The organism is Tessaracoccus terricola (assembly GCF_054776555.1).
Window position 1 is genome coordinate 612,753 of record NZ_BAAHBS010000004.1, and the last position, 26,240, is coordinate 638,992.

18 protein-coding genes, 1 tRNA gene and 3 pseudogenes are annotated in these 26,240 nt (G+C 67.1%); 15 read left to right on the forward strand and 7 right to left on the reverse strand.

The window, feature by feature from the left end; genetic code table 11:
• Window positions 1-63: 63 nt before the first annotated feature.
• Window positions 64-3,861 (reverse strand): glycosyl hydrolase family 95 catalytic domain-containing protein, encoded by a 3,798-nt coding sequence (locus ACYU7G_RS08515; protein ID WP_461106747.1) that lies wholly within the window; start codon window positions 3,859-3,861, stop codon window positions 64-66.
• Window positions 3,862-4,034: 173 nt separating this feature from the next.
• Window positions 4,035-5,597 (reverse strand): dolichyl-phosphate-mannose--protein mannosyltransferase, encoded by a 1,563-nt coding sequence (locus tag ACYU7G_RS08520; protein ID WP_461107277.1) that lies wholly within the window; start codon window positions 5,595-5,597, stop codon window positions 4,035-4,037.
• A 63-nt stretch (window positions 5,598-5,660) separates the two neighbouring features.
• Here ACYU7G_RS08520 and rsmI point away from each other — a divergent pair, with 63 nt between their 5' ends.
• Genes rsmI through ACYU7G_RS08545 form a run of 5 tightly spaced genes read left to right on the forward strand, consistent with a single transcriptional unit; the run spans window position 5,661 to window position 9,670 of the window.
• Window positions 5,661-6,527: a 16S rRNA (cytidine(1402)-2'-O)-methyltransferase gene (rsmI, locus tag ACYU7G_RS08525; protein WP_461106749.1), complete on the forward strand. Its 867-nt coding sequence runs from the start codon at window positions 5,661-5,663 to the stop codon at window positions 6,525-6,527.
• Window positions 6,524-7,396 (forward strand): TatD family hydrolase, encoded by an 873-nt coding sequence (locus ACYU7G_RS08530; protein ID WP_461106751.1) that lies wholly within the window; start codon window positions 6,524-6,526, stop codon window positions 7,394-7,396. The genes rsmI and ACYU7G_RS08530 overlap by 4 nt, the downstream gene beginning before the upstream one ends.
• Complete coding sequence (rsmA, locus tag ACYU7G_RS08535) at window positions 7,389-8,255, forward strand: 16S rRNA (adenine(1518)-N(6)/adenine(1519)-N(6))-dimethyltransferase RsmA (protein WP_461106753.1); 867 nt, start codon at window positions 7,389-7,391, stop codon at window positions 8,253-8,255. Before ACYU7G_RS08530 ends, rsmA begins: the two co-directional genes overlap by 8 nt.
• Window positions 8,256-8,265: 10 nt before the next feature.
• Window positions 8,266-9,168, forward strand: coding sequence for a 4-(cytidine 5'-diphospho)-2-C-methyl-D-erythritol kinase (locus ACYU7G_RS08540; protein WP_461106755.1), 903 nt, complete (start codon window positions 8,266-8,268; stop codon window positions 9,166-9,168).
• A 1-nt stretch (window position 9,169) separates the two neighbouring features.
• The gene (locus ACYU7G_RS08545) at window positions 9,170-9,670 is read left to right on the forward strand and encodes a MarR family winged helix-turn-helix transcriptional regulator (RefSeq protein WP_461106757.1); all 501 of its coding nucleotides are present in this window, start codon (window positions 9,170-9,172) and stop codon (window positions 9,668-9,670) included.
• On the opposite strand, the gene ACYU7G_RS08550 is transcribed toward ACYU7G_RS08545, so the two are convergent.
• The 4 genes from ACYU7G_RS08550 to ACYU7G_RS08565 form a co-directional block, all read right to left on the reverse strand.
• Window positions 9,632-10,285 carry a TetR/AcrR family transcriptional regulator gene (locus ACYU7G_RS08550; protein ID WP_461107279.1) on the reverse strand — a complete coding sequence of 218 codons (654 nt, stop codon included), beginning with the start codon at window positions 10,283-10,285 and terminating at the stop codon, window positions 9,632-9,634. The two genes, ACYU7G_RS08545 and ACYU7G_RS08550, sit on opposite strands and share 39 nt — an antisense overlap.
• A gap of 75 nt (window positions 10,286-10,360) precedes the next feature.
• A complete protein-coding gene (locus tag ACYU7G_RS08555; protein ID WP_461106759.1) occupies window positions 10,361-11,614 on the reverse strand; it encodes a hypothetical protein in 1,254 nt (417 codons plus the stop codon).
• 26 nt (window positions 11,615-11,640) lie between these two features.
• The gene (locus ACYU7G_RS08560; protein WP_461106761.1) at window positions 11,641-12,204 is read right to left on the reverse strand and encodes a DNA-3-methyladenine glycosylase I; all 564 of its coding nucleotides are present in this window, start codon (window positions 12,202-12,204) and stop codon (window positions 11,641-11,643) included.
• 289 nt (window positions 12,205-12,493) lie between these two features.
• Entirely contained in the window at window positions 12,494-13,426 is a 933-nt protein-coding gene (locus ACYU7G_RS08565) for a DUF559 domain-containing protein (RefSeq protein WP_461106763.1), read from the reverse strand.
• Between the two features lie 279 nt (window positions 13,427-13,705).
• Here ACYU7G_RS08565 and ACYU7G_RS08570 point away from each other — a divergent pair.
• Window positions 13,706-13,784: transfer RNA gene (locus ACYU7G_RS08570), tRNA-Gln, on the forward strand.
• Window positions 13,785-13,853: 69 nt separating this feature from the next.
• Here ACYU7G_RS08570 and ACYU7G_RS08575 read toward each other — a convergent pair.
• Entirely contained in the window at window positions 13,854-14,051 is a 198-nt protein-coding gene (locus tag ACYU7G_RS08575; protein ID WP_461106765.1) for a DNA-binding protein, read from the reverse strand.
• Window positions 14,052-14,454: 403 nt separating this feature from the next.
• Between ACYU7G_RS08575 and ACYU7G_RS08580 the strand changes: the two genes are divergently transcribed.
• The 9 genes and pseudogenes from ACYU7G_RS08580 to ACYU7G_RS08620 all read left to right on the forward strand — a co-directional run bounded on the left by ACYU7G_RS08580 (window position 14,455) and on the right by ACYU7G_RS08620 (window position 25,387).
• On the forward strand, window positions 14,455-15,030 hold the full coding sequence (locus ACYU7G_RS08580; protein WP_461106767.1) for an HAD-IA family hydrolase: 576 nt from the start codon (window positions 14,455-14,457) through the stop codon (window positions 15,028-15,030).
• Between the two features lie 355 nt (window positions 15,031-15,385).
• Entirely contained in the window at window positions 15,386-16,213 is an 828-nt protein-coding gene (locus ACYU7G_RS08585; protein ID WP_461107281.1) for a PHP domain-containing protein, read from the forward strand.
• Window positions 16,214-16,436: 223 nt separating this feature from the next.
• A pseudogene (gene mobF / locus ACYU7G_RS08590) lies at window positions 16,437-18,695 on the forward strand (MobF family relaxase); the annotation flags it as partial.
• A gap of 1,903 nt (window positions 18,696-20,598) precedes the next feature.
• A pseudogene (locus ACYU7G_RS08595) lies at window positions 20,599-21,822 on the forward strand (IS256 family transposase).
• Between the two features lie 68 nt (window positions 21,823-21,890).
• Window positions 21,891-22,193: pseudogene (locus ACYU7G_RS08600) on the forward strand (Hint domain-containing protein); the annotation flags it as partial.
• A gap of 514 nt (window positions 22,194-22,707) precedes the next feature.
• A complete protein-coding gene (locus ACYU7G_RS08605; protein ID WP_461106769.1) occupies window positions 22,708-22,911 on the forward strand; it encodes a TreTu family toxin in 204 nt (67 codons plus the stop codon).
• Window positions 22,912-23,610: 699 nt separating this feature from the next.
• Entirely contained in the window at window positions 23,611-23,940 is a 330-nt protein-coding gene (locus tag ACYU7G_RS08610) for a hypothetical protein (RefSeq protein WP_461106771.1), read from the forward strand.
• Between the two features lie 546 nt (window positions 23,941-24,486).
• Complete coding sequence (locus ACYU7G_RS08615; protein ID WP_461106773.1) at window positions 24,487-24,918, forward strand: IS3 family transposase; 432 nt, start codon at window positions 24,487-24,489, stop codon at window positions 24,916-24,918.
• Window positions 24,836-25,387, forward strand: coding sequence for a transposase (locus ACYU7G_RS08620; RefSeq protein ID WP_461106775.1), 552 nt, complete (start codon window positions 24,836-24,838; stop codon window positions 25,385-25,387). Before ACYU7G_RS08615 ends, ACYU7G_RS08620 begins: the two co-directional genes overlap by 83 nt.
• The last annotated feature ends 853 nt before the right edge of the window (window positions 25,388-26,240 follow it).

A 26,240-nucleotide genomic window follows, 5' to 3' on the forward strand; every position in this document is an offset into this window, starting at 1 on the left:
GGAAAACTGCGCGGGACGCGCTGCCCCCAATGGTAACGAGCCGGGGACCGGGCCCCGCCGGGCTCACCTCCTGAACGTGACCTTGTTGTTGAACACCCAGTCCCAGCGCTGCTGGAACTGCCAGCCCGACGGCGTGCTGCTCTGGTCCACCACCTGGGTCCAGATGTAGCTGCGGCAGCCGCCGCGGCCGGTGGTGGCCGTGTCGCACTCGGTGCGCCAGCGGCGGTCGTCCGAGGTGAAGGTGCCGGAGAACCCGAGCGGGTTCTCCGCCCAGGCCGCGCGCGGCAGCAGGGGCAGGTAGGACAGGTTGTTGAAGTGCCAGCCCGTCTCCCGGACGTAGTTGCCGCCGCTCTGGTGCACTTGGGTGGACCAGATGTCGGTCCGGCACCTGAAGGTCTGCGAGTACGGCTCGCACTCGGTGAACCACTTGCGCCCGTTGTGCTCGTGGTAGCCGGGGGTGGAGTAGACGTCGACCGGCTTCGTGGTGGGTGCCGTGGTGGGGGTGCTGGTGGGCCCTGCCGTGGGTTCACCCGTCGGGGCCGGGGACGGCCCGTCGCTCGGCCCGGACGTCGGTTCGGACGGCTCGGCGGTGGGCTCCTCGCTGGGGTCGGGGCTCGGGTGCGGCAGCGGCACGTCGGGCAGTTCCCCGGGAGCCGGCACCGGTGCACCGGCGGGCTGGAGCTCCGCGGCGTTGGTGAAGTCGCCGCCGGAGTCGCTGTAGCCGTCGGTGGAGACCAGCTTCACGTAGCGCGCGTTGACGGGCTCGTCGAGGACGACGGTGCTGGCCGCGGAGGTGTCCAGCTGCCACTGGCCCTGCGCGACGGTGGTCCACTGCGCGTCGACGGGCTCGGGGTAGGCCAGGTCTCCGGAGAGTTGTGCAGCGGTGGGCGGCACGAAGGTGCCCGCGGTGGCGACGGCGATCTCGTAGTCGGAGACCTGCCCGTTGCGGGGGTTCGCGTCGAGTTGGCGGGGCACGTAGGTGAACTGCCCGAACTCCCGCTCCTGCCCGAGATCGATGACGACGTAGTGCGGGAACTCGGTGACGGCCCCGGACCACTGCGAGTGCCAGAAGGTGCCGGGGTTGCCGTCCACCGCAGCCGAGACCAGGCCGTTGGGCGGGCCCTCGCCGGTGCGTTCCTGGGTGTTCCAGGCCGCCACGGACAGCTCGGAGGCGGGGATGGCGGACGGGTCGACGAGGTTCACGGCCGCGGTGGCGGCCAGTCGTCGGCCGTCGTGGACCAGGGCGGCCTCGACGGTTCCGCCGGTCCCGGTGTTGGGTGCCCGCACGGTGAAGTCCAGGACGCTGTCGCCCTCGGCCACCCACTGCGTGCTGGGGGAGACCTGCCAGCCCTCGGGGACGGCCACCTCCAACTTGCTGCCGGCGGGTGCGCCCGCGACGGCGATGCTGAACCCCGCGTCGGAGGCGTATTCCATCGACGCCGGGGCCTCCACCCAGGCCAGGGAGAGCTGCGGCCGGAGGGTGTAGCTGCCGCCGGCCTCAGCGGTGAAGGTGACCACGCCGTCGGTCACCGTGGCGGGCACGCTCGCGCCCGACGCGTCGGTCACGGTGGCCCCGGCCGCGGACATGGCGGTGGCGACGTCGACCTCGCCGGCGTTGCCCGTGGCCAGCCGGATCTCGGTGGCGTTGCCGGAGGCCCAGGTGGCGCCGACGGTGACGTCGTTCCACGCCTTGATGCCGTCGAAGGACCCCTCTGCCGCCCACGCCGAGGGCAGGGCGGGCAGCACCACTACCGTGTCCCCGTCGTTCTGGACCAGCATCTCGTTGACGCCCGAGGTGCCGCCGAAGTTGCCGTCGATCTGGAACGGAGGGTGCGCGTCCCACAGGTTTGGGTAGGTGGAGTTGCGGATCAGGTTGCGCAGCATCAGGTGGGAGTGGTCGCCGTCCAGCAGGTGGGCCCAGAAGTTGACCTTCCACGCCATGGACCAGCCGGTGCCGCCGTCGCCGCGGTCCTCGAGGCTGGCCTCGGCGGCGGCCGCCAGTTCCGGGGTCCCGGATGGTGAGATGGCGCGGCCGGGGAACAGCGCGTAGAGGTGCGAGACGTGGCGGTGCCCCTGCTCGCCGGTCACGCCGTCGGTCTTCCACTCCTTGAGCAGGCCGTCGTCGCCGACGTGCAGCCCGTCGTCGGTGGTGGCGAGCACCTCTGCGATCTCGGTGACCTCGGCCTCCAGGCCCAGCACCTCGGCGGCCTCGAGTGCGGTGCCCAGCATCTCGGTGGCCACCTGCTGGCTCATGGCCGCACCGGCGGTGAAGGGGCCGTGCTCGGGGGAGTAGGACGGGTTGGCCACCAGGCTGCCGTCGCGGGGGTCCTCGACGAGGTAGTTGGCCCAGAAGTCGGCGGCGCCCTTCAGCACGGGCCAGGCCTCGTCGCGCAGGAACTCGACGTCGCGGTCGTAGAGGTAACTCCACCAGTAGGCCTGTGCCAGCCAAGCGTTGGCCTCCGGGAACCAGAAGGCGGTGGACCAGTCGAACAGGCCCGTGAACCCGTACGGCGTGGTCTCGTTCATCACCATCCAGCCGTCCTCCATCCCGAACACGTTCTCGGCGGAGTCGCGGCCGGCGTCGGCGAGGTTGGCGACGTAGTCCAGGTAGGGGCCGGTGGTCTCGGCCAGGTTGGACGAGAGCGCGGGCCAGTAGTTCATCTGCAGGTTGATGTTGACGTGGTAGTCGGCAGACCACGGCGGGTTGTTGCGCTCGTTCCACACCCCCTGCAGGTTGGCGGGCAGCGAGCCCTCCCGCGAGGAGCTGATCAGCAGGTAGCGGCCGTACTGGTAGTAGAGGGTCTCCAGGCTGCGGTCACGGGCGCTGCTGCCGTTGTAGGCGGCCCGGGCGGCGTCGGTGTGCACGTCGATCGGGGCACCGTCGAGGTCCAGCTGGACGCGGTCGAACAGTTCCTTGTAGTCGCTCTGGTGCGTCTCGAGCAGGGAGTCGAAGCCCGCGTAGACGGCGGCGTCGACGGTGGCGGTCACCTCGGTTGCCGGGTCCTCGCCCGAACGGTAGTCGGGGTAGGACAGCGCATAGTCGGTGCCGCCGGACCAGATCACGGTCACCTCGTCGGCGTCGGTGACGACGATGTTGCTGCCGTCCACGCTGGTGGTGCCGCCGGTGGCCTCGACATCGGCCTGGGCGTTGTAGCGCAGGCCGTTGTCCGGTGCGCTGCCCTCGAGCGTGATGCGGTTGCCCTCGACGGTGACGGTGCCGCCCGAGAGGGCCTGCTGCTGGGCGGAGAGTCCGCCCTGCAACTTGCGATCGTAGGTGGTGGTGAAGCTCACGCTGCCGGGCTGGTCGGCCGTGACGCGCATCACGATGACGTTGTCCGGGTGGGAGGCGAAGAATTCGCGGGTGTAGGTGACGTCACCGGCGGTGTAGGTCACCTTGGCCACGGAGTCGTCCAGGTCCAGGGAGCGCTCGTAGTCGGAGATCTCGGTGGAGTCGTGCTCGTGGGCGAACTGCAGGCGGCCGAAGGACTGGTAGGAGCCGTAGCCCAGCTTCGGCTGGCCCAGCAGGCCGGCCACCTCCCCGGCGGACATGGTGCCCTCGGCATTGATCTGCTCGCGCACCTGCTGGAGGTTGGCGTGGCGCTGCTCCACCTGGTCCTCGGGGTAGTTGCCGTAGCGGTAGCCCTCGACGCCGGGGCCACCGGTCCACAGGGTCTTCTCGTTCAGGAACAGCTCGTCGTCGGCCACCTGGCCGAAGATCGATGCTCCCAGCGCGCCGTTGCCGATCGGCAGCGACTCCTCCTGCCAGCGGTTCAGCGGCGCGGGGGCACCGTAGGTCAGGACCAGCGGATCCTGCTGCGTGGTCGGATCCGCCGCCGCGGGCGGGGCCAGGGTCGGTACCACCGTCCCGGCCATTGTCAGCGCTGCCACAAGTCCCGAGAGCAGTACGGTTCGGATTTGCACAGGAGATCACCCATCGTCGTCGACACGCCGGCCAACACTGGCCGACCACCCCATCGAAGTCGTCCGATGTCCGGGCTGTCAACGGGCTTGACCCGACTGAGCGGTCCGGTTGATCAGATCCAGGTGCCGAACCACATCCGGGCCAGCCACGCCGGCCTGGTCATCAGGTCCGCCGTCAGGACCGGGTAGATGAAGGCGAAGTTGGCCACGACGAGTCCGAGGGCGACGCCGACGTACATGGCGCGCATCCTGCGGTGCGGGCCCCTCGCCGGGCCCAGGAACTTGCCCATCACCATCGCCAGGCCCGTGGCGTAGAACGGGATGATCATGATGGCGTAGAAGAAGAACAGGGGACGCTCGGCGTACTGGAACCAGGGCAGCCACACCGATGCGATGGCCAGCACGGGCACGGCGAAGCGCCAGTCGCGGCGGCCGAGCCAGAACCACAGCGCAGCCACCAGGGCGAGGGCGGCCATCCACCACAGCAGCGGGGTGCCCATGGCGGAGATGACGCGCAGGCAGGTGGTGCCCACGGCCTCGCAGCCCTGCTCGCCGGGCTCGATCCCGTTCTCGGCATAGATGCCGATGGGGCGGGCCATCACCAACCAACCGGCGGGGTGGCCCTCGTAGGTGTGGGTGGCCTCCTTCATCCCGTCGCCGGTGTGGAAGTTGTAGGCGGCCACGTGGTACTGCCACAGCGAGCCGAGCGCGGTGCCGAAGCGCTGCACCACCGGGTCGTCGGGGTTGTTGGCGCCCCAGTCGCGGTAGTAGCCCCCCGTCGTTCCCAGCCAGCGGTACCAGGACGCCAGGTAGACGGGCACCGCCACGACGACGAGGTGCACGAACGCCGCCGGTGCGTCGGCGAGGATGGACCAGAAGTACTTCCGGGACCCGCCACCGCCGGCGAGCCGACGTGCGCCCAGGTCCCACACCACCGTGACGATGCCGAACACCGCGATCATGTAGATGGTGTTCCACTTCACGGCGCAGGAGGCGCCGAACATGATGCCGGCCACGATCCGCCAGGGTCGCCACAACATTATGGGGCCGAACTTCCCGCCCAGGTCCGGCAGGTCACGTTTGCGCAGCCAGCGGGCGAGTCTGTGTCTGAACCAGTCCCGGTCCGCCAGCAGGGCGGCGACGCCGGCGACGGCCAGTGTGGCCTGGAAGATGTCCAGGAGGGCGATGCGGCTCATCACGAACGCGAGGCCGTCGAAGGTGACCAGGATGCCTGCGATGGCGCCCACCAGCGTGGAGCGGGACAGGCGGCGCGCCATCCGGATCACCAGCAGCACCATCAGGGCGCCGAAGACGGCGGCGCCGAAGCGCCAGCCGAACGCCCCCCAGTGCAGCGGTTCGGCGAACCAGCCGATGAGCAGCTTGCCCAGCGGCGGGTGCACCACGAACGACGGGTCGTCGAGAATCCCGCTGAAGTCGCCGTCGGCGAACTGCTGGTTGGTCACGTCATTGGGTTCTGCCCAGTCGCGTTCGTACCCGCCGTGCTGGATGGCCAGGGCGTCCTTGGCGTAGTAGGTCTCGTCGAACATGATGGTGCGCGGGAAACCGAGGCCGACGAGTCGGAGCCCGAAGGCGAGGGCTGTGATCCCCAGGGTGACGAGCCACGCCACCCGTCGATCCTTCAATCGCCCGTCCTCGAGCGCCTCCACCGTTGTCAGCACGATGAGCATTCTAGGGGGGAGTCGGCCGAAGCGGTCGTCGTCCGCATCTAGGCTGATCGCATGACCGACACAGCCCCCGGTGCCCTAGTACTGGCCGCGACGCCCATCGGCTCGCACCGCGACGCCAGCCAGAGCCTGCGCGAACTGCTCGCCTCGGCGGACCTGATCGCCGCCGAGGACACCCGTCGGTTCGTCACTCTGCTGCGCCGGATCGGGGTGGAGGCGCCGGGGCGGGTGGTGTCCTACTTCGAGGGCAACGAGGCCACGCGCACCGAGGAACTGGTGGCGGCCGTCGAGGCCGGGCAGCGGGTGGCGCTGGTCACCGACGCGGGCATGCCGTCGGTGAGTGATCCGGGGTTCCGGGCGGTGACCGCCTGCATCGAGAAGGGGCTGCGCGTGACGGCGGTGCCGGGGCCGTCCGCGGCGCTGACCGCGCTTGCCGTCTCCGGGCTGCCGACTGACCGGTTCTGCTTCGAGGGTTTCCTGCCCCGCAAGGACGGGCAGCGCCGCACCCGGCTGGAGTCCCTCGTCACCGAGGAACGCACCATGATCTTCTTCGAGGCGCCGCACCGGCTGCAGGAGTTCCTCGCCGGCGCCGCCGAGGTGTTGGGGCAGGAGCGGGCTGCCGTGGTGTGCCGCGAGCTCACCAAACCCTACGAGGAGGTGGTGCGCGGGACGCTCGCCGAGTTGCGGGACTGGGCCGCCTACGGGGTGCGCGGGGAGGTGACCGTGGTGGTGGCCGGTGCGCCCGAACGGGTCACCTCCGCCGCCGACGCGCTGGCGCTGGTGGCCGAGCGGGTGGTAGAAGGTGAGAAACTGTCCGCGGCGGTGCGCTCCGTGGCCGAAGCCACGGGCACCAACCGCAAGGAGCTCTACGAGGCCGCGCTGGCGGCACGGCCACCGAAGCCGGGGAGGGAAACCAAGTGAGCGTGCTGGATGAGTTGGGCCTGCCGCCGCTGCCCGAACCGCTGCCGCGGCCCGTGGTGGACAACCACACCCACGCCGACACCACCACCGAGTACTCCGGCCTGACCGACTCCGACTCGCTCGCGCTGGCCGCCGAGGTGGGGGTCACCCGCATCGTGCAGGTGGGTTGCGACGTCGCCTCGTCGCGCTACGCCGTCGAGCTCGCCACCCGGGAACCGTCGGTGGTGGCCGCCGTCGCCCTGCACCCCAACGACGCCGCCCGCACCTCCACCGCCGGTGGCCGGGCGGCGCTGGCCGCGGAGTTCGAGATGCTGCGGCAGCTGGCGTCGGTCAAGGGCGTGCGCGCCATCGGCGAGACCGGCCTGGACCACTACCGGACCCGGGATGCCGAGGGCAGGGCCGCGCAGGAGGAATCCTTCCGCTGGCACATCGCCCTCGCCAAGGAGCTCGACCTCACCCTCGTCATCCATGACCGCGACGCCCACGCCGAGATCCTGCGCGTCCTCGACGACGTCGGCGCCCCGTCGCGGGTGGTGATGCACTGCTTCTCCGGCGACGCCGCGTTCGCGGAGGAGTGCGTCGCCCGCGGGTTCTGGCTCAGCTACCCGGGCGTGGTCACCTTCGGCAGCGCCGACAGCCTTCGTGAGGCTGCCCGCGCCACGCCCCTGAGCCGGGTGCTGGTGGAGACCGACGCCCCCTTCCTGACCCCGAAGCCGCAGCGGGGCAAGTACAACGCCCCCTACCTGCTCCCGCACACGGTGCGGTTCCTCGCGGACCTGCTGGACGTGGAACTCGAGGCGTTCTGCAACACCGTGCTGACCAACACCTTCGCCGCGTTCGGCGGCCCCTGGGGAGGACCCGATGCCTGAGACCGGACTGCTGGACCCCAACTCCGTGCGGCGCATCGCCGCGGACCTGGACCTGCGCCCCACCAAGCAGCGCGGCCAGAACTTCGTGATCGACCCCAACACGGTGCGTCGCATCGTCTCCCTGTCCGGGATCGGCGCCGACGACGTCGTCCTCGAGATCGGGCCGGGGCTCGGGTCCCTGACCCTCGGGCTGCTGGAGGAGGCCCGGGCCGTCACCGTCGTGGAGATCGAGGAGCGCCTCGCCGAGCGGCTGCCGCAGACCGCCGCCGAGCGGCTGGGCGACGACGCGGCCGCGCGCCTGCACGTGGTCACCTCCGATGCGCTGCTGGTGCAGGAGTTGCCCGGCGACGCGCCCACCGCGGTGGTGGCCAACCTGCCCTACAACGTGTCGGTGCCGGTCATCCTGCACCTGCTGGAGCGGTTCGAGCAGTGGCGCACGGGCCTGGTGATGGTGCAGTTGGAGGTGGCAGAGCGGCTGGTGGCGCCGCCCGGCTCCAAGACCTATGGCGTGCCCAGCGCCAAGCTGGCCTGGTACGCGTCGGCCACCCGGGTGGGGACCGTGCCGCCGAAGGTGTTCTGGCCGGTGCCCAACGTGGACTCTGGGCTGGTCAAGATCGTGCGGCGCGACCCGCCCGAGACCGACGCCACCCCGGAACAGGTGTTCGCGGTCATCGACGCCGCGTTCGCGCAGCGCCGCAAGATGCTGCGCGCGGCACTGGCCGCCCGGGTGGGCGGGGTCGCTTCGGAGGCCATCGAGGCCGCGGGCATCGACCCGCAGGTCAGGGGCGAGGTCCTCGACGTGCAGCAGTTCGCCCGGATCGCGTCCGAGCTCGCAGCGCGTGGCGCGTGGGTGCGATAGGTTTCTAGCCGTGACAACGGCCGTGCGGGTCCGGGTGCCCGCCAAGGTGAACCTGGCCCTCCGCGTCGGCGCGACCGACCCCGAGGGCTACCACGAGTTGGGGACCGTGTTCCAAGCGTTGTCGCTCTACGACGAGGTGACCGCGGAGGCTGCCGGGCCGGGCCACTACGAGCTCGCGTTCCGGGGCGAGGGGGCGGCCTTCCTGCCCACTGACGAGACCAACCTGGCCATGCGCGCCGCCAGACTGCTGGCCCGGACCCACGACGTCGCCGACGCCGGGGCCCGGTTGCTGGTGCGCAAGCGGATCCCGGTCGCCGGCGGCATGGCGGGCGGCTCCGCCGACGCAGCTGCGGTGCTGGTGGCCTGCAACGAACTGTGGGGCGTGGGCGCGTCGCTGGCCGACCTGATGGAGCTCGGCTCACAACTCGGCGCCGACGTCCCGTTCATGCTGCTCGGCAACACCGCCCACGGCACCGGCAGGGGGGACCGGCTGGAACCCCTGCCCACCGCCGGCACCTACCACTGGACCCTCGCCCTGTCCCACAGCGGCCTGTCCACGCCGACGGTGTTCAAGGAGTTCGACAGGCTGGCGGAGCCGCGACCAACGGAGATCCCCCGGGAACTGACCGCAGCGCTGGCCGCCGGCGACGTCGCGGCCGTCGGTGCGGCGCTGGTCAATGACCTGGCCGAACCCGCCATCGCGCTGCTGCCCACCCTGGCCAACACGCTGGAGATCGGCCTCCAGGCCGGTGCGCTGGGGGCCGTGGTGAGCGGCTCCGGGCCGTCCTGCGCGTTCCTGTCCGACACCCCCGAGTCGGCGGCCCTCGTGGCCGAGGCGCTGGGCGTGTTCAGCGGGGTGCGGGCCGTTCGCAGCGCCAGCGGGCCCGTGGCCGGCGCCGAGGTGGTGGACTGACATGGCATCGAAGGGCCATGACGAGGTCGACGAGGTGGTCGCCGCCTGGCGGCGCGAACGGCCTGACCTGGCGGTCGACCCGATGGAGGTGTGGTCGCGCATCCACCGTCTCTCAGAGGTGCTGGCCCAGCACCGGAAGCGCTCCTTCGCGGGGCAGGGGCTGGAGAACTGGGAGTTCGACGTGCTGGCGGCGCTGCGGAAGGCCGGGGAGCCGTACCGGCTCTCGCCCGGCCAGCTGCTGCGGGAGACCCACGTCACCTCCGGGACCATGACCAACCGCATCGACAGGCTCCGCAAGCGCGGCCTGGTCACCCGGGAGCCCGACCCGAGCGACGGCCGCGGCGCCGTCGTCGCCCTGACGGAGCAGGGGCGTGAACTGGTGGACTCCGCGCTCACGGCGCTGCTGGACCTCGAGTCCTCGCTGCTGGAGGGGTGGACCCCGGAGGAGTCGGGTGCGCTGGCCTCAGCCCTGCGCCGGCTCCTCGGCGGCGCCCTGGGATGATGACCGCTGGGCCTTTATCTCCGTGACGAGCCTCGGCTCCGGCTTGAGGTGGGCCATGCCGTTCCAGGCCAGGTTGATCAGGTGCCGGGCCACCACCAGGCGTTCCGGTTCCCGGTTCTCCAGCCACTGCTGGCCGGTCTGTGCCACCAGCCCGACGAGGGCCTGGGCGTAGAGTCCGGCGAACTTGGGGTCGTGGCCCAGACGGGCGAACTCCACCTCGAGCAGGTCCTCCACCTGCACCGCGATGTCGCTGAGGATGGACGCGAAGGAGCCGGTGGGGTTGCCCATCTGGGAGTCCCGGCTGAGGATGCGGAACCCGTCGGGGCAGCTGTCGATGTAGTCCAGCAGGGCCAGCGCGCCCAGCTCCAGGAGCTCGCGAGCGCCTGCGCCGGGGGTGGTCAGGGCCGAGCGGATGGACTCGTGGAGGGTGCGGACCTCGCGGTCGACGACGACGGCGTAGGCGCCCTCCTTGCCCCCGAAGTGTTCGTAGACCACGGGCTTGCTGACGCCCGCGCGGGCCGCGATCTCCTCGACCGAGGTCCCCTCGAAGCCGCGCTGGGCGAACAGTTCGCGGGCGATCTCCAGCAGCTGCTCCCGTCGCTGCGCCGAAGTCATCCGGACGCGGGTCCGGCGGGCTCGCGAGGGCGTTTGGTTCGACACGTACGCCATTGTCTCATGCGCCGCCATGGCTCACTTGGGCCAGCGCGCCAGCAGTGCCTCGTTCTGGGCGCGGGTCTCCTCACGCTTGAAGAACCAGCCGGAGAGGTGGAACAGCAGCAGCACGCCGCCGACGGTGCACAGTGCGGGGTACACGGCGGTCCAGTCGGTGAAGGGGTAGACGTCGGTCACCAGGGAGCCGGTCACGCCGAACGCGAGGCAGGCGATGCCCAACGTGTGGAGGTGGCCGGTGAGTGCCTGCATGGGCGACTCCTCCAGCAGCAGGCGGCGCAGCAGGAACCACGGGGGCGCCTCGGAGTCCCTGTCCGCGGCGATCGCCACGACGGCCCCGCGCAGCCGTAGCGTGACCCAGCCCTCCATCGCCGCGGCGGACACCAGGACCACGAGTCCCGCCAGGAGCAGGACCACGGCCACCACCAGACTGACGTCGATGAAGCCCTCCAGCCCGGGCCCGAAGAAGCGCTTGTCGCAGTTGCGACACGGCTTGCGCAGCAGCGTCAGGGCGACGATGACCACCGCGCAGGCCGTCAGCAGCGCGCCGGCGATGCCCATGGCCCGCCACGCCGCCCGGTCCAGCCGGTCCAGGCGCCGCAGGATCGGGGGAGCGTGCTCCAGGCCCTCACGGGATGCAGCCTGCTTGCCCTTCTGGCCGGGCCCCGGCTCCTGCGGGTGCAGGGTCGGCTTCTCGTTCTCCCACAACGCTGCCGCGCTACTGGGCTTGGGACGGAGCAGGGCACGGATGCCCAGCACGCCGGCGACGGCAATCACCGCCGACACCCCCAACGCCCAGAAACCGAACTCGGTGTCCCCGTCCGCCAGGGTCATGAAGCTTGCGATCACCCCGACCGGCCCGATGACGACGGCGAACGCCGACAGGATCCAGCTGCCCACGCCGGCGGCCCCGAGCGCCGAGCGTTGCCACTCCACCGGGAGCTCCTCCTTGGTGGCGATGCCGTCGTCGACCAAGGCGTCGAGTGCATTGCGCTGCTCCCGGCGGAACACGTCGTGGACGACGGCGGCGATGACCAGGACGCCGAACACGCCACCGAGGGCCACCACGCCCATGAACTTCCGCATGAACGTGTCGATGCCGCGCGCCACGTCGCGCTCCAGCCCGAGCGCACCCTCCTCGACGGCGATCCCCACCACCAGCACCACCAGCGACAGCGCCCCGCAGACCGCGGCCGTCCGCAGCAGCAGCGACGTCAGGTACCGCAGCACCAGGACGTGTACGGGCATCGGGTAGGTCTTGGAGAGTTCAACCACGGCGCCAAGGGTGTCACAGCCTGCGCTCAGGGGGTGGAAACCAGCCAGCAGCCCTGCAGGTGGTCGTCCACGGCACCGATGGCCTGCCACGTTGCGTACAGGGTGACCGGGCCGACGAACCTGAACCCGAGTTTCTTGAGGGCCTTGGACAGCGCCACCGACTCCGGCGTGCTGGAGGGCACCTCGTCGTGGATGACGGGGCGTGGGCCCGGTTCGGGAGCGTGTTCGGTGACGACGTCGACGAGCCGCCTGCCGTCCTCGTGCAGCGCGACCAGCGCCTTGGCGTTGTGGACGGTGGCCTTGATCTTCAGCCGGTTGCGGATGATCCGCGCGTCCTGCATCAGTCGCTCGACGTCGGCCTCGTCGAAGGTGGCGACCGCCGCCGGGTCGAAGTCCTTGAACGCCTCCCGGAACGCGTCCCGCTTGCGCAGCACCGTGATCCAGCTCAGCCCGGACTGGAACGCCTCCAGCGCCAGCCGCTCGAACAGCTCCCGCTCGTCAGGGGAGTCCGCCACCGGCTTGCCCCACTCCTCGTCGTGGTACTTCTCGTACAGCGGGTCACCCGACCCGAAACACCTGATCCTGTCCATCCCTGCTCCTCACCTCTGTGTACTCACATGATGGTTGCGCGGGACCCCGATCCGCCACGGTCGGGTCACACCTGTGGAGAACCGCCGCCATGCGCATCGGGCGAACCCCGGGCTGGGCTCAGTGTGGTGTTCATGCTGGTGAACCCGCAGAATCACCACACTGAGCTCGACGGGGTGGAGGTGCCGGGGCGGTCCGAGGTCGGGTCAGCAGTTCCCCGAGTGGCCTCAGCGTGGTGAATGTGATGGCGCACCCGCAGAAGCACCACACTGAGCGCCGCACCGCCGAGGCTCAGCCAGCGAGCTGCCTGCACCGTCCACACCGGTGCCCGCCCTGCAGCCCGCCCCGCCGCGCGAGCAGTTCCCGGATCTGGAGGGCGACGGCGCATGGTCGCGTCAGGATGTCGTGCCACCCGAAGCGCAGTGTGAGGATGCCCCGGATGGCCAGGCGGTTGTCCCGATCCATGTCGCGGAACGGCTCCTCCTCGTGTCCCAGCCGTCCGTCCAGTTCCACCACGAACCCGTGATCGGCGAAGTGGACGTCGGATCGAGTGCCGGAGATGAGGGTGACCTGCAATTGGCCCTCGGGCAGGCCGTGTCGCCGGATGACGTCGTTGTGGAACAACCACTCGAGCACGGACTGGACTCCCTGCCCCGCCTGCTCACAAACCTCTCGCATCAGCGACATGTGACGCACCCTCTTCACCTGGTCCAAGTGCGACAGGACGCGTTCGGGCGTGGTCATCGATTCCGCGACGGCTCGAGCGATGGCGTCGATGGTCTGGTTGCGGTCTGACTCGCGGGCGAGGTCCAACAGGGCCACTTCGGCAGGTGTGCGAGCCGGAGTTCCCCGGCCTGCGCGGCTGCCCCGTCGGAAGCGGACACTGAAGTTGTCGTCGCCCATCGGTGACAGTGGCTCGCAGCGCTGGTGGTAGATGGTGATCAGACCGGGTTCGTCCCGGACGAAACCGTGCAGATGCCCGGCTGCACGCCCAGTGATCGCTCCGGTTGGGCCCGCGCGCAGCTTCCCAGCGAAGCACCAACTCTCGAAGGTGGGCTCGTGGATGCAGTAGTAGCCGTGGCCCATCCTGGTCCAACCCGCGATCCAGCGACGGCGCGCGCCCGTCGGGGCCTTGAGCTCGTCGAGTTGCCCGCTGGTCAGGACGCCGGCCTGCGAACGAGCACGCTGCAGGATCCGCTGGCTGGGTTCCTTCTTCTCATACATGACCACACTCTGGTCGTGCCGGCGCCCGATCTGTCACGGGGCCGGCGAGACTGTGGACAGGTGCTCGCCCCACTGTGGTGATAGCGACGGTGAAGCGTCCAGATCACCACACCCAGGAGGCGCCGGCGGGTGGCGATCGCTCGTTACTCCTCAGCGTGGTGATTCTGCTGGTCAACCGTGCGAACCACCACACTGAGGCGGCCGACGGGTGCCGCGCGCCCCTCCATGCCCCGGCCGACGATCCCGGCTAAGCTTGTCGGAGGCCCCTGACGGGGCCGTTCCCCGGTTGGTCTTTCGGCAGGGCCCGCCTGACTTTGAATCAGGATTAGCGAAGTAGGTTCGACTCCTACCCGGGGAGCCGCTCTGGCTAGGGGTTTCACGAATACGCGGGTGTTTCGTGCAACATACGTGCAACAGTGATCACGCCTCAGTGACGCTCACCGCGCAGCATGGCGTCGACCTCGTTCAAGTCGACGAGCACCCTGAAGCCGTTCTGGAAGCGCGTCAGTTTGCCCTCCGCGATCCGGCGCTCCAGTGAACGTCGGGAACTCCTGCAGTACTCCATTGCCTCGGGCAGCGTGGCGTACCGAGGGCGGGGCAGTGTGGCGGTCTGTGTCCTGGTCATATTGGGTCGCTTTCTGGTGTCTCGTGTGCGGATCCTGAATTACTGGCCAGAAGGAGCCGCGGACGGCTTGCCTGCCGCCAGCCTGCTCGCCTCGCGGGGTTCCGCTGGTTGTCCTTGCCACCTGTATGGCCCGTGCGCGCCAGGGCACAGCGAACACTGTCAGGAGAGGCGTCTAAGAACGAGGACCATTCGTCGATCTGGGACCAGCTGCCTACTGCTCCTTGAGTAGCCACGGGGTCAAGCGCTTCGCCAGAGGCCCTTGGCCTCTAGATCGACCTCTCATGCCGATGTTGGGGCGTAGCGGAGCCTGCGAGGATCATCCAGAGGAAAGCGGCGACCTGACATCCATCGCTTCTATGATCGAATCACTCGCCCACGCCAAGAGTCGGAGGCCCACATCCCTATGCAATCCGTCCGTGCCGTCCTCTGGGACGCTGACGGCGTGCTACAGGACACGCCTGCTGGCACCTGGGACCTCGCGGCCTCGGTCGTGTCTCAGTTCCCTGGCGCGCTCACCGGAGCAGCGATCGATGAAGATGGCATTCGGGCCGTCGCTGACGCCATGGGTTTGGGCGATCGCATTGATGATGTTCTCTCCGTCTGGTGGACCTTCGACGTCCTGCAGCCCGTGTTGGAGATCGTCGCTAGAGTGCGAGCCACCGGGGTCTCCTGCTATCTCGCGACTAACCAGGATTCCTACCGCGCGACGTGCATGCGAAACCGTGCGCCTTACGAGGAGATCCTCGACGGCGCGTACTACTCTTGCGACATCCGCTCGGCAAAGCCGTCGGCGGTGTTCTTCGAACACATCGCGTCGGATCTTGGGCTTGCCCCCGAGCAGCTGCTCTTCATCGACGATCAGCCTGCGAACGTTTCGGGAGCTCAGTCCGCGGGATTGAACGCGGAACGCTGGACATATGGTGACGGGATGGAGAGGCTCCGGAAGCTCCTCGACACGTACGAGATTCATCTGGCCTGACTCCGGGAACGTCCTCAACTGCCGATGAGCGGCAGAGCCCCATGGACTGACTGGTGCGCACGGCTCTGTCTCCGGTGCTGAGCGCTCCACGCAGGTGCACCATTCGGGTGAGTTGCCACTTTGGCTCCGTCTCCGGTGTCAAGCGCTCCACGCACTCTTCTGCCGCATCGCGGGATCTCAGGAGTTGCCGCGGCGGCCGCTACCTTGATCCGTTCACGCGGTAGCGGTCTCCTTGGACCTCGGAAGATCCACGATCTCGTTCCAGGTCAGACACCCAGTCCTACGCTGGTCTCGAAGTGGGACCATTCTGGTCTCACCCAGGTGTGGAGGAACCGTGCTTGCAGCAGATTCTCACGTGCACAGCGAGTGGTCATGGGACACCGGCGGCCCAGAGTCGGCGGCCGGAGGGACCATGGCACGCACTTGCGAGCAAGCAGTTCGAATCGGACTGTCCACGGTCATCTTCACCGAACACCTCGACCTTGACGACAGCTGGCTCGCCGATCCGGGTGACTTCCCAGGTCTGGAGAATCAGCTACTCAACGACCAGGGCTACATGGCAGTGCCGCCACTGGATGTCGAGGGCTACTTCGAGACGGTGGAACGCTGTCGACACCAGTTTCCAGATCTGAAGATTCTGACAGGGGTGGAGTTTGGACAGCCGCACGTGTTCGAGGACCAAGCGCGGCACTTGCTCAGTCTCGACCGCCTCGACAGGATCAACGGTTCCCTGCACACCTTGCCTATTGGAGGGAGCCGAGCCGAACCCGTCACACTGTTCAATCGTTGGTCGCCAGAGGACGTGGTCTGGGCCTATCTGGAGGAGGTGCCTCGGATGGTCGATGGGTCCGACGTCTTCGAGGTGTTCACGCACCTGGACTATCCGGCACGCCACTGGCCCACTGAGCGAGTTGGGCCCTTCGACCCAACGCGCTTCGAGGACGGCATCCGGGCAGCAATGCGCGCAATCGCGCAGAGCGGACGAGCCCTCGAGATGAACACGCGGCGCCTCTGGCCCTGGATGCCCCAGTGGTGGGCTCAGGAAGGGGGACGAGCGGTGACGTTCGGAAGTGATGCTCACGCACCAGCGCAGTTGGCCGCCGGGTTCCCCGAGGCAATGGCCATGGCGCAGCATTTCGGATTCCGTCCAGGCAGCCAACCGGACGACTTCTGGATCCGCTGACCCAGCCTCTTGGTGCCACCCCATGACTTGGGCCAGCCCGCAAGTTTAACGGGACATCACGTAGGACGCCGTTAGCGCAGTCCCGAATATCACTGTGCGCCCACCAAGGAGCCGCTGCCGCACGTACCCCCTGACTCTTGGAGTGGAACACACCTACTGCACGAGGGTCCTGTCGGGAGTTTGCGTTCTCACTGTAGGGGTCGGTGGACGGGGTATAGAGGGTATGACGGCCTCTCTCCACAAGTTGACGGCTGGGTCGGGGTATGACTACCTGACCCGGCAGGTTGCTGTCCAGGACACTACCGAGAAGGGGCGTGTTTCGTTGGCGTCGTACTACTCGGAGAAGGGGGAGATCCCTGGGTACTGGTGTGGCAGTGGCTTGGCGTCGTTGGGTGATGTGGGGGTTGGTGATCCGGTTTCGGCGGAGCAGATGAAGGCGTTGTTTGGTGGTGGGTTCCATCCGAACATGAGATGGCGGCAGGCGATGTTGGGGCCGGGTGCGACGGCGGGGGAGGTGGCTGCTGCGGTCAGGTTGGGTCGGCCGTTCCCGGTCCATGCGGGGGCCACGAAGTTCCAGAGCGATGTCGCGGTCCGGTGCGCGGCGTGGGAGCGCCAGCACCCGGAGGCTTCCGAGGTGCCTTCCGGGGTGAGGGCGGAGATCCGCAACTCTTTGGCGAGTGAGGGATTCACTAGGCGGATGGGGCGAGCGCCGGCCGGGTTGGAGTTGTCGTCGGAGGTGGCGCGGTTGTCGAGGGATGTGTCGACGGCGTGTGCTGGGTTTGATGTTTCGTTCACGCCGGTGAAGTCGGTGTCGGCGTTGTGGGCGGTGGCGCCGCAGGGGCTGGCGGCCAGGATTGAGGAGGCCCACAACGCTGCGGTGGCTGATGCGTTGCGGTTCCTGGAGCAGAACGCGTTGTTCTCGCGTGAGGGTGCTGGTGGTGTCAGGCAGGTCGACGTCACCGGTTTGTTGGCTGCTGCGTTCGTGCATCGGGACTCTCGTGCTGGGGATCCGAATCTGCACACGCACGTGGCGATTGCGAACAAGGTCCAGACGTTGTCGGGGAAGTGGTTGGCGATTGATGGCCGGTTGTTGTTCAAGGCGAAGGTGGCGATCTCGGAGACCTACAACTCGCAGCTCGAGGCCCACCTCGCCGGCCTGGGGATCCGGTTCGCTGAGCGCGCGGGTGATGATCCGGGGAAGCGGCCGGTTCGTGAGATCGTCGGTGTCCCGGCGGTGTTGAGCCAGCGGTGGTCGTCTCGGCGGGCGGTGATCACGGTTCGCCAGCAGGAACTGGCTGCGAAGTTTCAGCGGGATCATCATCGGCCTCCGACGCCGGGGGAGGCGTTCAAGCTGGCGCAGCAGGCCACGTTGGAGACCCGCGACGCGAAACATGAACCCCGGAGCCTCGCCGAGCAGCGGGCAACCTGGTGGGCAGAAGCCGTTTCGGTTGTTGGCCAGGACGGCATCGCCGCCATGGTCACCGAAGCCACCGGAGGTGACCGGACCCCGTCCCGGGTCACTGAGGGTTGGGTTGCTGCGACGGCCGTGGAGATCATCGCTGCTGTGGAGCAGTCTCGTGCTGTGTGGCAGTCGTGGCATCTGCGGGCCGAGGCGTCCCGCCGCGCCCGTGAACACGTGCTGGATCCCGCCACCACCGAGTCCCTCACCGCCGAGTTGCTGCGCCGGGCCCTGCGCCTCAGCCAGCCCATCGGGGACCCACATACGGGACAGGGGGCGCCTGCGGTTCTGCGTCGACGGGATGGGTCGTCGATGTACTCGGTTGCCGGGTCCCAGCAGTACACGTCGGGACGGATCGTCGCTGCGGAACAGCGAATCGTCGAACTCGCTGGCCGTGCCGACGGTCACCGCGTCGACGAGGTGCAGGTGACTTTGGCGCTGCTGGCCTCCACGGCCAATGGCATCACCCTGAACCAGGGCCAGAGGGATCTGGTGCGTCGGATGGCAACCAGCGGTGCGCGTGTCCAGCTCGCATTGGCGGCCGCGGGATCAGGCAAGACGACCGCATTGAGAGTGTTGGCTGATGCGTGGCGTGAGAGCGGAGGAGACGTGTTGGGGTTGGCGCCGTCTGCGGTGGCCGCCGGGGTGCTCCGGGAACAGACCGGTCAAGCCGGCACGGTTGCGAAGCTGTTGTGGGACCTCGACCACAACCGACTAAGCATGCGGATCGGGCCGGAGACGCTGGTTGTGGTTGACGAGGCGGGAATGGTCGACACCAACTCCTTGGCCCGGGTCGTCGACCACGTCGTGGACCGTGGCGGGTCGGTGCGGTTGGTCGGGGATGACCAGCAACTTGCCGCAGTCAACGCCGGCGGCGTCCTCCGGGACATCGCCAGCACACATGGCGCTGTCGAGCTGACTGAGCTGATGCGGTTCACCGACCCTGCCGAGGCCGCCGCCTCCCTCGCCCTGCGCGAGGGCCGTCCCGAGGCGTTGGGCTACTACCTCGACCAGGACCGGATCCATGCCGGCACCGGACAGACCAGCATCGAGGCCGCATTCCAAGCCTGGACCCACGACATCGCAGACGGCCTCGACAGCCTGATGCTCGCCAGCACCAAAGCCGCCGTCGCCGACCTGAACCAGCTGGCACGCGAACACCGCCTCGCCGCGACGGTTGCACCGTCGGGGCCGTCGGTGGTGTTGGGTGATGGGAACCATGCCTCGAGGGGTGATGTGATCGTGACGCGGATGAACGCCCGCCGGTTACCGGTCTCGGCCACGGACTGGGTCAAGAACGGCGACCGCTGGACCGTCGAGAACATCACCCAAGGCAGCATCCGGGCTCGTCACCGCACCTCTGGTCTGCTGGTCACGTTGCCTGCCGCCTACGTCGCACAGCATGTCCAACTCGGGTACGCCGTCACCGTCCACTGCGCCCAGGGCGTCAGCGTCGACGTCACCCGGGGCGTCCTGTCCGGGGCAGAGCCGAGGCAGCAGCTGTATGTGATGATGACCCGCGGCCGTCACGCCAACCACATCTACACACCCGTCGTCGGCGACGGCGACGAGCACAGCCTGCTGCACCCCAGCACCCTTCGGCCCGAGACCGGAGTCGATGTCGTGGAGGCCATCCTCGCCCGAGACGAAGCTGCACGCTCGGCCACCACCGCGAACCGCGAGGCCACCGCAGCCGCCACCCAACTCAGAGACGCGACCCTGCAGTACCTCGACGGACTGCACGTCGCAGCCGCCGACGTCCTGGGAGCTGAGAACGTGAAGGCCCTGGACCGTGATGCTGACCAAGTCGTCGACGGGCTGACTGACTGCCCCGCATGGCCAACACTGCGCGCGGCCCTGCTCCTCAACGCACTCGCCGGCCACGACCCGATCAACGATCTCCGGGCCGCGGCCGCGGGCCACGAACTGGACTCCGCCAAGGACCCCGCAGCCGTCCTGACGTGGCGCATCCACACCCCAACCGGTGGACCGCTCCCGTGGCTACCCCCGATCCCGGAAGCCTTCAACAGGCATCCCAACTGGGGCGGGTATCTCAGCGGACGCGTAGGCCAGATCATGCGTAGCGTCCGAGCACTAGCCGACGAAGCCCCAGCAGCAGGGACACCGCCATGGGTATCGCCCGGGCAGCAACTGACGACGGACCTGATCGCAGACGTGGAGACCTGGCGCGCCGCGGCCGGGGTCGACCCATCCGACCGACGACCAACCGGTCCAACTCAACATGGTGCTGGCGCACGGGCTTGGCAGAAGCGGTTGGACGTCCAACTCAACCCCGCGTCAGCCATCGGAGCCCAGCTGCTAGCGTCCCTCGAGCCCAAGTTGGAGGGCGACACGTTCGTAACCACCCTCAACCACCGCCTCGCTCACCTTCATGCCGACGGCTTGCCCGTCGCGGCGATGTTGACCGAGGCCTGCACCGAGGGCCCACTTCCGGCAGAGCACCCGGCAGCGGCTCTGTGGTGGCGCCTTGCAAGGCACCTCGACGACAGCCTCAACCACGGGAACACGGAGCAAGCGCAACCCGATCCGGTTGTTCAACAGGCCTCGAGCGCCGTCGAAAAGGTCGATGTCGAGAGCCTGGTCGTCGAACCGGAGAGACACAGAGACGAGGGACCGTCGAGTGGTGAGCCACGCACATCTTCCCGTGAGGCCCGAGGCCGTCAGGAGCATCAGAACCACTGGCGGCTCGAACAACAGCGTCACCGACGCCCATCTTCCCCGTCCCGGTGAATGGGCAGAAGTTCCCGGAACCGACCAGAATTGGGCCTGTCGGGAACTTTGTGTAACTGGTGTGGCGTGATCCACGGTTTGGCCGTGGGGAACGGAGTATCTGTTCATGAACGATCGCAACGGTAGGGAAGCCGTCACGCAAGCTGTTGGGGTGCCGGCGGTTCGGGGTCCTGACATGACTGAGTTGGCCGAGCAGTTGGTGGCCACGGCTGGGGACCGCGGTATCGCGTTGACCGGGGAGGGAGGCCTGTTGTCGGCGTTGACCAGGCAGGTTTTGCAGTCGGCGTTGGAGGCGGAGATGAGTCTCCACCTCGGCTACGACAAACACGACCCGGACGGCCGCAACCGCGGCAACTCGCGCAACGGGTCGACACCGAAGACCGTGACCACCGAGATCGGGCAGCTCACGGTCCAGGTCCCCCGGGACCGGGACGGCAGTTTCGATCCGAAGGTCATCGCCAAGCACCAACGGCGCTTGTCAGGTTTCGATGATCAAGTCGTGAGTTTGTATGCGAAGGGCATGACCACCGGAGACATCGCAGCCCATTTGGAACAGATCTATGACACCAGCATCTCCCGCGACACTGTCTCGGCGGTGACTGCGAAGGTGGCTGAGGACCTCAAGCTGTGGCAGAGCCGACCTCTGGACAAGGGGTGTATCCGGTGATCATTATCGACGCGATCGTGTTGAAGATCCGTGAGGGGCAGGTCGCGAACCGGCCGGTCTATGTGGCGATGGGCGTCAATCTCGACGGGGTCCGGGACGTGTTGGGCATGTGGATCGGCCCCACCGGAGGAGAGGGCGCGAAACAATGGATGAAAATGCTCACCCGAACTGAAGAATCGCGGCATCATGGACGCATGCATCGTGTGTTGCGACGGCCTCAAGGGCCTGCCGGAGGCCATTTCGGCGATCTGGCCGTTGGCTGTGGTGCAGACCTGTGTGGTGCATCTGGTGCGGAACTCGTTGCGTTACTCGGCCCGGCAGCACTGGCAGACCATCACCCGGCAACTGCGCGGCATCTACACCTCCGCCACCGTCGACGAAGCGACCGATCGGTTCGAGGAGTTCGCGCAGCAGTGGCACCCCAAGTATCCGGCGATGATCGGGTCCTGGCGCAACGCGTGGATCGAGTTCGTGCCGTTCTTGGACTTCCCGGCCGAGGTCCGGTCCCTGATCTACACCACCAACGCGATCGAGTCGCTGAACTCCAGATTCCGGGCAGCTGTCCGGCGCCGCGGGCACTTCCCAGACGAGGCTTCCGCGTTGAAGGTCCTCTACCTCACCGTTCGCGAAAGACGCCCGAACCGGGCCAACCCCACCGGCCAGATCGCCGGCTGGAAGAACATCCTCAACGTCCTATCCTTGACCTACGGCGACCGCCTAGGTCTCAACTGAAGCCATGGCCACTTACACAAAGAATCCGACAGGCCCTTACGCGAAGCGGGATCCAGGTCACGGCGACAGACGATCACCCGTTCTATGTTGCTAATGAAGGCTGGGTCAGAGTTGGTGACCTCAAAGTGGGTGATCAGATAGCACAGCGGGATGGTGAACTTGCCGTCATTGCGTCGATCGGAGCAATTGGCGCCAAGGCGGCAATGTACAACTTTGCGGTCGAGGGGAACCGGAACTACTACATCACTGACGCGCAACTGCTTGTGCACAACTGTAAACTGTTCCCAGATCTTTCTGGGCTTAAAGGTGCGGATCCCGAGGAGGTGCTCAATGTCATCCCAGACCATTGGGCTCGTTACCACCCCAAATAAGAATCCGAGTGGCATCAGGTTCTCGAACCCGAAAGCGCCCGGGCAACAGATTATCTACGAGCCTGCTTGGCCGGGCGGGAGTGGCGTCCACGGCGGGCCCTACGTCCGTGTCTCGGATGGTGTCCATCCTGCCTACCGAATCCCCCTAGCGGGAAATCCGACACTGCAATGAGCGAACTGAAATGGACGGTATTGCTTCTTGGTGCGGAAGTTGAGACATTTGTTCTCGAAGCGTTCCTTGCCTGCAGAGGGTCCTATCCATATGACTCTGACGCCGCTCTCGCTGTTAAGGAGTGTTTAGTGAGTCTAGAGCAGACGGGATGGGTAAAGGTGTGGATGTCGGACGCGCTTGACCCTTGGGTGCCTCTCCCGAGGGATCCTCAAGTTTCGTGGCAGACAGCACTCGACGAGGACCGGGTCATGAATGCCGTGGCTTCAGATGGTCGCTGTTCGGTGTTCGAATCCACCGATTCCGGTATCGTGGCGCTCCGTGCGCACCTAGGGTCGAGATTTCGTGGCTAACCCGGCAAACCCGGAGGCTTACCGAGCGGGGAAGGGACTGTATGTGGAGTTCGACGTGCCGAGAACCACTGTTTTTCCTGCTGGCAAGCCCGAGTGGGGCGTGATCCCAGGACCAAATGTGGGAACCACGCGGTTCGGCCCGATCCCATCTGAGATGCCAAGAGCGTCCTGCATCCTGGTTGTGTGCAGCAGATGATGCGCCTCCAACGCTTGGGGACTTGGGTCGAGCATCACCGCGTAGATCTCGAAAGATGCGGTGATGTGAGATTCGTCGTGGGACCCAAATCGTACGCCAACCCGTCTGCTCAGCTGCTGATCTCTCATGGAAGCAATGAGGTAGAACTGCTGCTATGGGAGTCGGGTGAGGCTGAGTTCACCTGCGGCCCCGTTGATTCGTACGTTACTGAGCATATCGAAGTGCGCACATCACTGGAACTGGACAAGCTCCTGCGGCGCTTTCAGGTGGCAGCCCTCCGAATGGGGAGGCCCGATTGAATCAATTGACCGAGAAGTAATATAGACACCCGCATCCTCCCAGCGGCTAGGTTCCGTACAACGTCCTCGGGTTAAAGGTCCAGGTGTCTAGGTGTGGCCGCTAGGGCCATAGTCTCTCAGAAACACCCACCAGCAGCGGCGCAGGGAACTTCGAAACAAGCGATACGAGTCCAGCAGAATAAGTCCAACGTGGCGCTTGACGATGTGGTGGGACGCTCTGCCTACGACAAGGTGATGCAAGCGGTGCAGCTAAATTTGCGTGGCCGTGGGAGCCCCTTTGATTGGGAGATGAGACGCCTTTTCGAGGCTAGACTTATGCCGAGTGCTGACTTGTGGGAAGCAGGTGCGAAAATTGTCAATCCTTTCAACTGAGTTCAATGAACTTCAATACCCTGGCAGGGTGTTCCACCTTGAGGTGTTGCGTGGAGGCATGAACCGTCTTCTGTGGCGTTCAAACCGTTCCGAACGCTGGCCTGATCGTGTGGAGGTCATTTTCATGAATGTGCGCTACATGTCGGTGGGGTTAGAGCTTCAGAGTCCTAAGATCCGGCTTCTTGGATCACTGGCTGATCACCTCGACATGGTCCCATGGAGGCTGGATTACGCTGCGCAGCGCTCAGTCTACCTAGTCTGCACAGACAGCGGAGAAGGGGTGATCGTCGGTGATGGGGTGGGTGTTGATGAATCGGATTTGTCTGCGGAGGAGCCGAGTCGCTTTTTTATGATGTGACATCGCGTTGCCGGTACTCCGTCACTCAGGGCTGTCCCGGCAGCGTCGAGTTAGCCCGTGGCTGGAGGTGGTGATCATCAACATCTATTGCGAGGCTCGCGCCTGAGTTTCACACCTGAGCCCGGTTTTGGGTCTCCGGGTGCACGTAGATCGTAGTCAGGGCGATTTGTCTGAGGTGGTCGGGGCACTAAAAACCCACCTTGAAAGCCAGCTCCGAGGCTCGCGATGGGCCGCGTGCGTCCCCGCGGTGACGGCTAGGACGAGTGTCGCTCCGTCTTCGAAGGCTGGATCCGCAGTGGTCAAGGCAGCAACTCGCTCCTCAGAGGCCGTTCAGCGGTGCCCGAAGGCCGTTTGGCAGCTGGGCTCGGATAGCCTGGGCCGTTCCTCGGGTCCGTGAGAGACCTCACGAGGAGCCGCGGTCGCCTTTCGCTTGCCAACGGGCCTCTTCCTCCTCGTCGAGATGGGCACTAAAAGTGTGAAACTCGGGCGGTACTCCGTCACTCAGGGCTGTCCCGGCAGCGTCGAGTTAGCCCGTGGCTGGAGGTGGTGATCATCAACATCTATTGCGAGGCTCGCGGCAACCCCCGTGTCCGGTGCGTCCACGCGGCCCTGGCTGCTCTGGGTCACAGACTAGGGCCGAAGCGGGTGTGGCGGCTCATGAAGACCGCTGGCCTGCAAGGACGCCACCCCAAGGCGTGGAAACGTACCACCATCCACGGCGAGGACCCGGCACCGGACCTGATCGGCCGCTGCTTCACCGCGGAGGAACCAAACCAGAAGTGGTGCGGCGACATCACCTACGTCCGGACCTGGGAGGCTGGGGCGATGTCATACCGTCGTAGCAACAGAGGGGGTTGCGGGTGGTGGAGCAAAGGAACAGCAGCGGCGGCGTCGGTTGACGTTGGAGGACAGGGTCCAGATCGCATTCGGGATCAAGCAGGGCCTCAGGGATCGCGAGATTGGGGAACTCACGGATAGGGACCGGAGCGTGATCTGGCGGGAGCGCCGACGCAACTCGTGGAAGACCGCCGGCTACAAACCTGCCGCTGCGGACACGAAGGCCCTCCGCCGGGGTGCGCGTCCGCAGACTCGCTCGATCGACGCGGACCCTGTCTTCGTGGCGTGGGTGCGGGCCGACCTTCGGCGGCCCCGGACTCAGCGGCAGATCGCTGGCCGGTTGCGTATCGAGGCCCGGGACGCGAGTGTGGAGACCATGGTGAACTCACCCGACGCGCAGGGACGGCTTGTGTGCCATGAGGCGATCTACCGTTGGATCTATGCCCACCCGAAAGGGGCGTTGGCGCGTGAGAACATCCTGCGCACGAACCGGCGGCGGCGCCGACCGTTGGGTGAACGTACCGGTGGCCGGATCGTGGGGATGGTCTCCATCGACGACCGCCCCGAAACAGCCGCCGATCGGCGGGTGCCGGGGGCGTGGGGAAGGTGACTTGATCATCGGCGCTGGTGGGAAGTCAGCGGCGGCCACTTTGGTGGAGCGTCACTCCCGGTTTCTTGGTGATCCTGGGTCTTCCGGATGGGAAGAACGCTGACGGACTCGCCGACGTCCTGGTAGATCATGTCGGTGACATGCCAGCTCATTTGCGGGGATCTTTGGCGTTGGACCAGGGCGCCGAGATGGCCCGGCACGCCCCGCTGGAGCGTTGAGGCCATCAGCCGTCCTGACCTGACGCATCCACACCCCAACCGGTGGACCGCTCCCGTGGCTACCCCCGATCCCCGACACCCTCAACAACCACCCCAACTGGGGACGCTATCTCAGCGGACGCGCAGGCCAGATCATGCGTAGCGTCCGAGCACTGGCCGATGAGATCCCAGCAGGCGGGACACCGCCATGGGTCCCGCCAAGGCGGCAACTCACGAAGGAGCTGATCACAGACGTCGAGACCTGGCGCGCCGCCATCGGAGTCGACCCATCCGATCAACGCCCAACCGGTCCAACTCAACATGGAGTGACACGGGACTGGCAGAATCGGCTGGACACCCCGCATACACCCGACATCAGTCGTGGGAGCCGAGCTGCTCGCATCCCGCGAACCCAAGCTGGAGGGCGACGGCTTCGTAACCACCCTCAGGCACCGCCTCGCCGACCTTCACGCCGACGGTCTGCCCGTCGCAACGATGTTAACTGAGGCCTGCTCCGATGGCCCACTTCCGGCGGAGCACCCGGCAGCGGCACTGTGGTGGCGGCTTGTGAGGCGCCTCGACGGCCGCAACCGGACCACCACGGAGCAAGCGCAACCCGATCTGGTCGCTGAGCAGAATGGAAGCGTGTTCGAAGA

What these genes read in the sequence shown, in the direction of transcription:
- rsmI (WP_461106749.1), top strand. Translation starts at nt 5,661, where the DNA reads ATGACCGACACAGCCCCCGGTGCCCTAGTACTGGCCGCGACGCCCATC.
- rsmA (WP_461106753.1), top strand. Translation starts at nt 7,389, where the DNA reads ATGCCTGAGACCGGACTGCTGGACCCCAACTCCGTGCGGCGCATCGCC.
- ACYU7G_RS08545 (WP_461106757.1), top strand. Translation starts at nt 9,170, where the DNA reads ATGGCATCGAAGGGCCATGACGAGGTCGACGAGGTGGTCGCCGCCTGG.
- ACYU7G_RS08550 (WP_461107279.1), bottom strand. Translation starts at nt 10,285, where the DNA reads ATGACTTCGGCGCAGCGACGGGAGCAGCTGCTGGAGATCGCCCGCGAA.
- ACYU7G_RS08560 (WP_461106761.1), bottom strand. Translation starts at nt 12,204, where the DNA reads ATGGACAGGATCAGGTGTTTCGGGTCGGGTGACCCGCTGTACGAGAAG.
- ACYU7G_RS08565 (WP_461106763.1), bottom strand. Translation starts at nt 13,426, where the DNA reads ATGTATGAGAAGAAGGAACCCAGCCAGCGGATCCTGCAGCGTGCTCGT.
- ACYU7G_RS08575 (WP_461106765.1), bottom strand. Translation starts at nt 14,051, where the DNA reads ATGACCAGGACACAGACCGCCACACTGCCCCGCCCTCGGTACGCCACG.
- ACYU7G_RS08580 (WP_461106767.1), top strand. Translation starts at nt 14,455, where the DNA reads ATGCAATCCGTCCGTGCCGTCCTCTGGGACGCTGACGGCGTGCTACAG.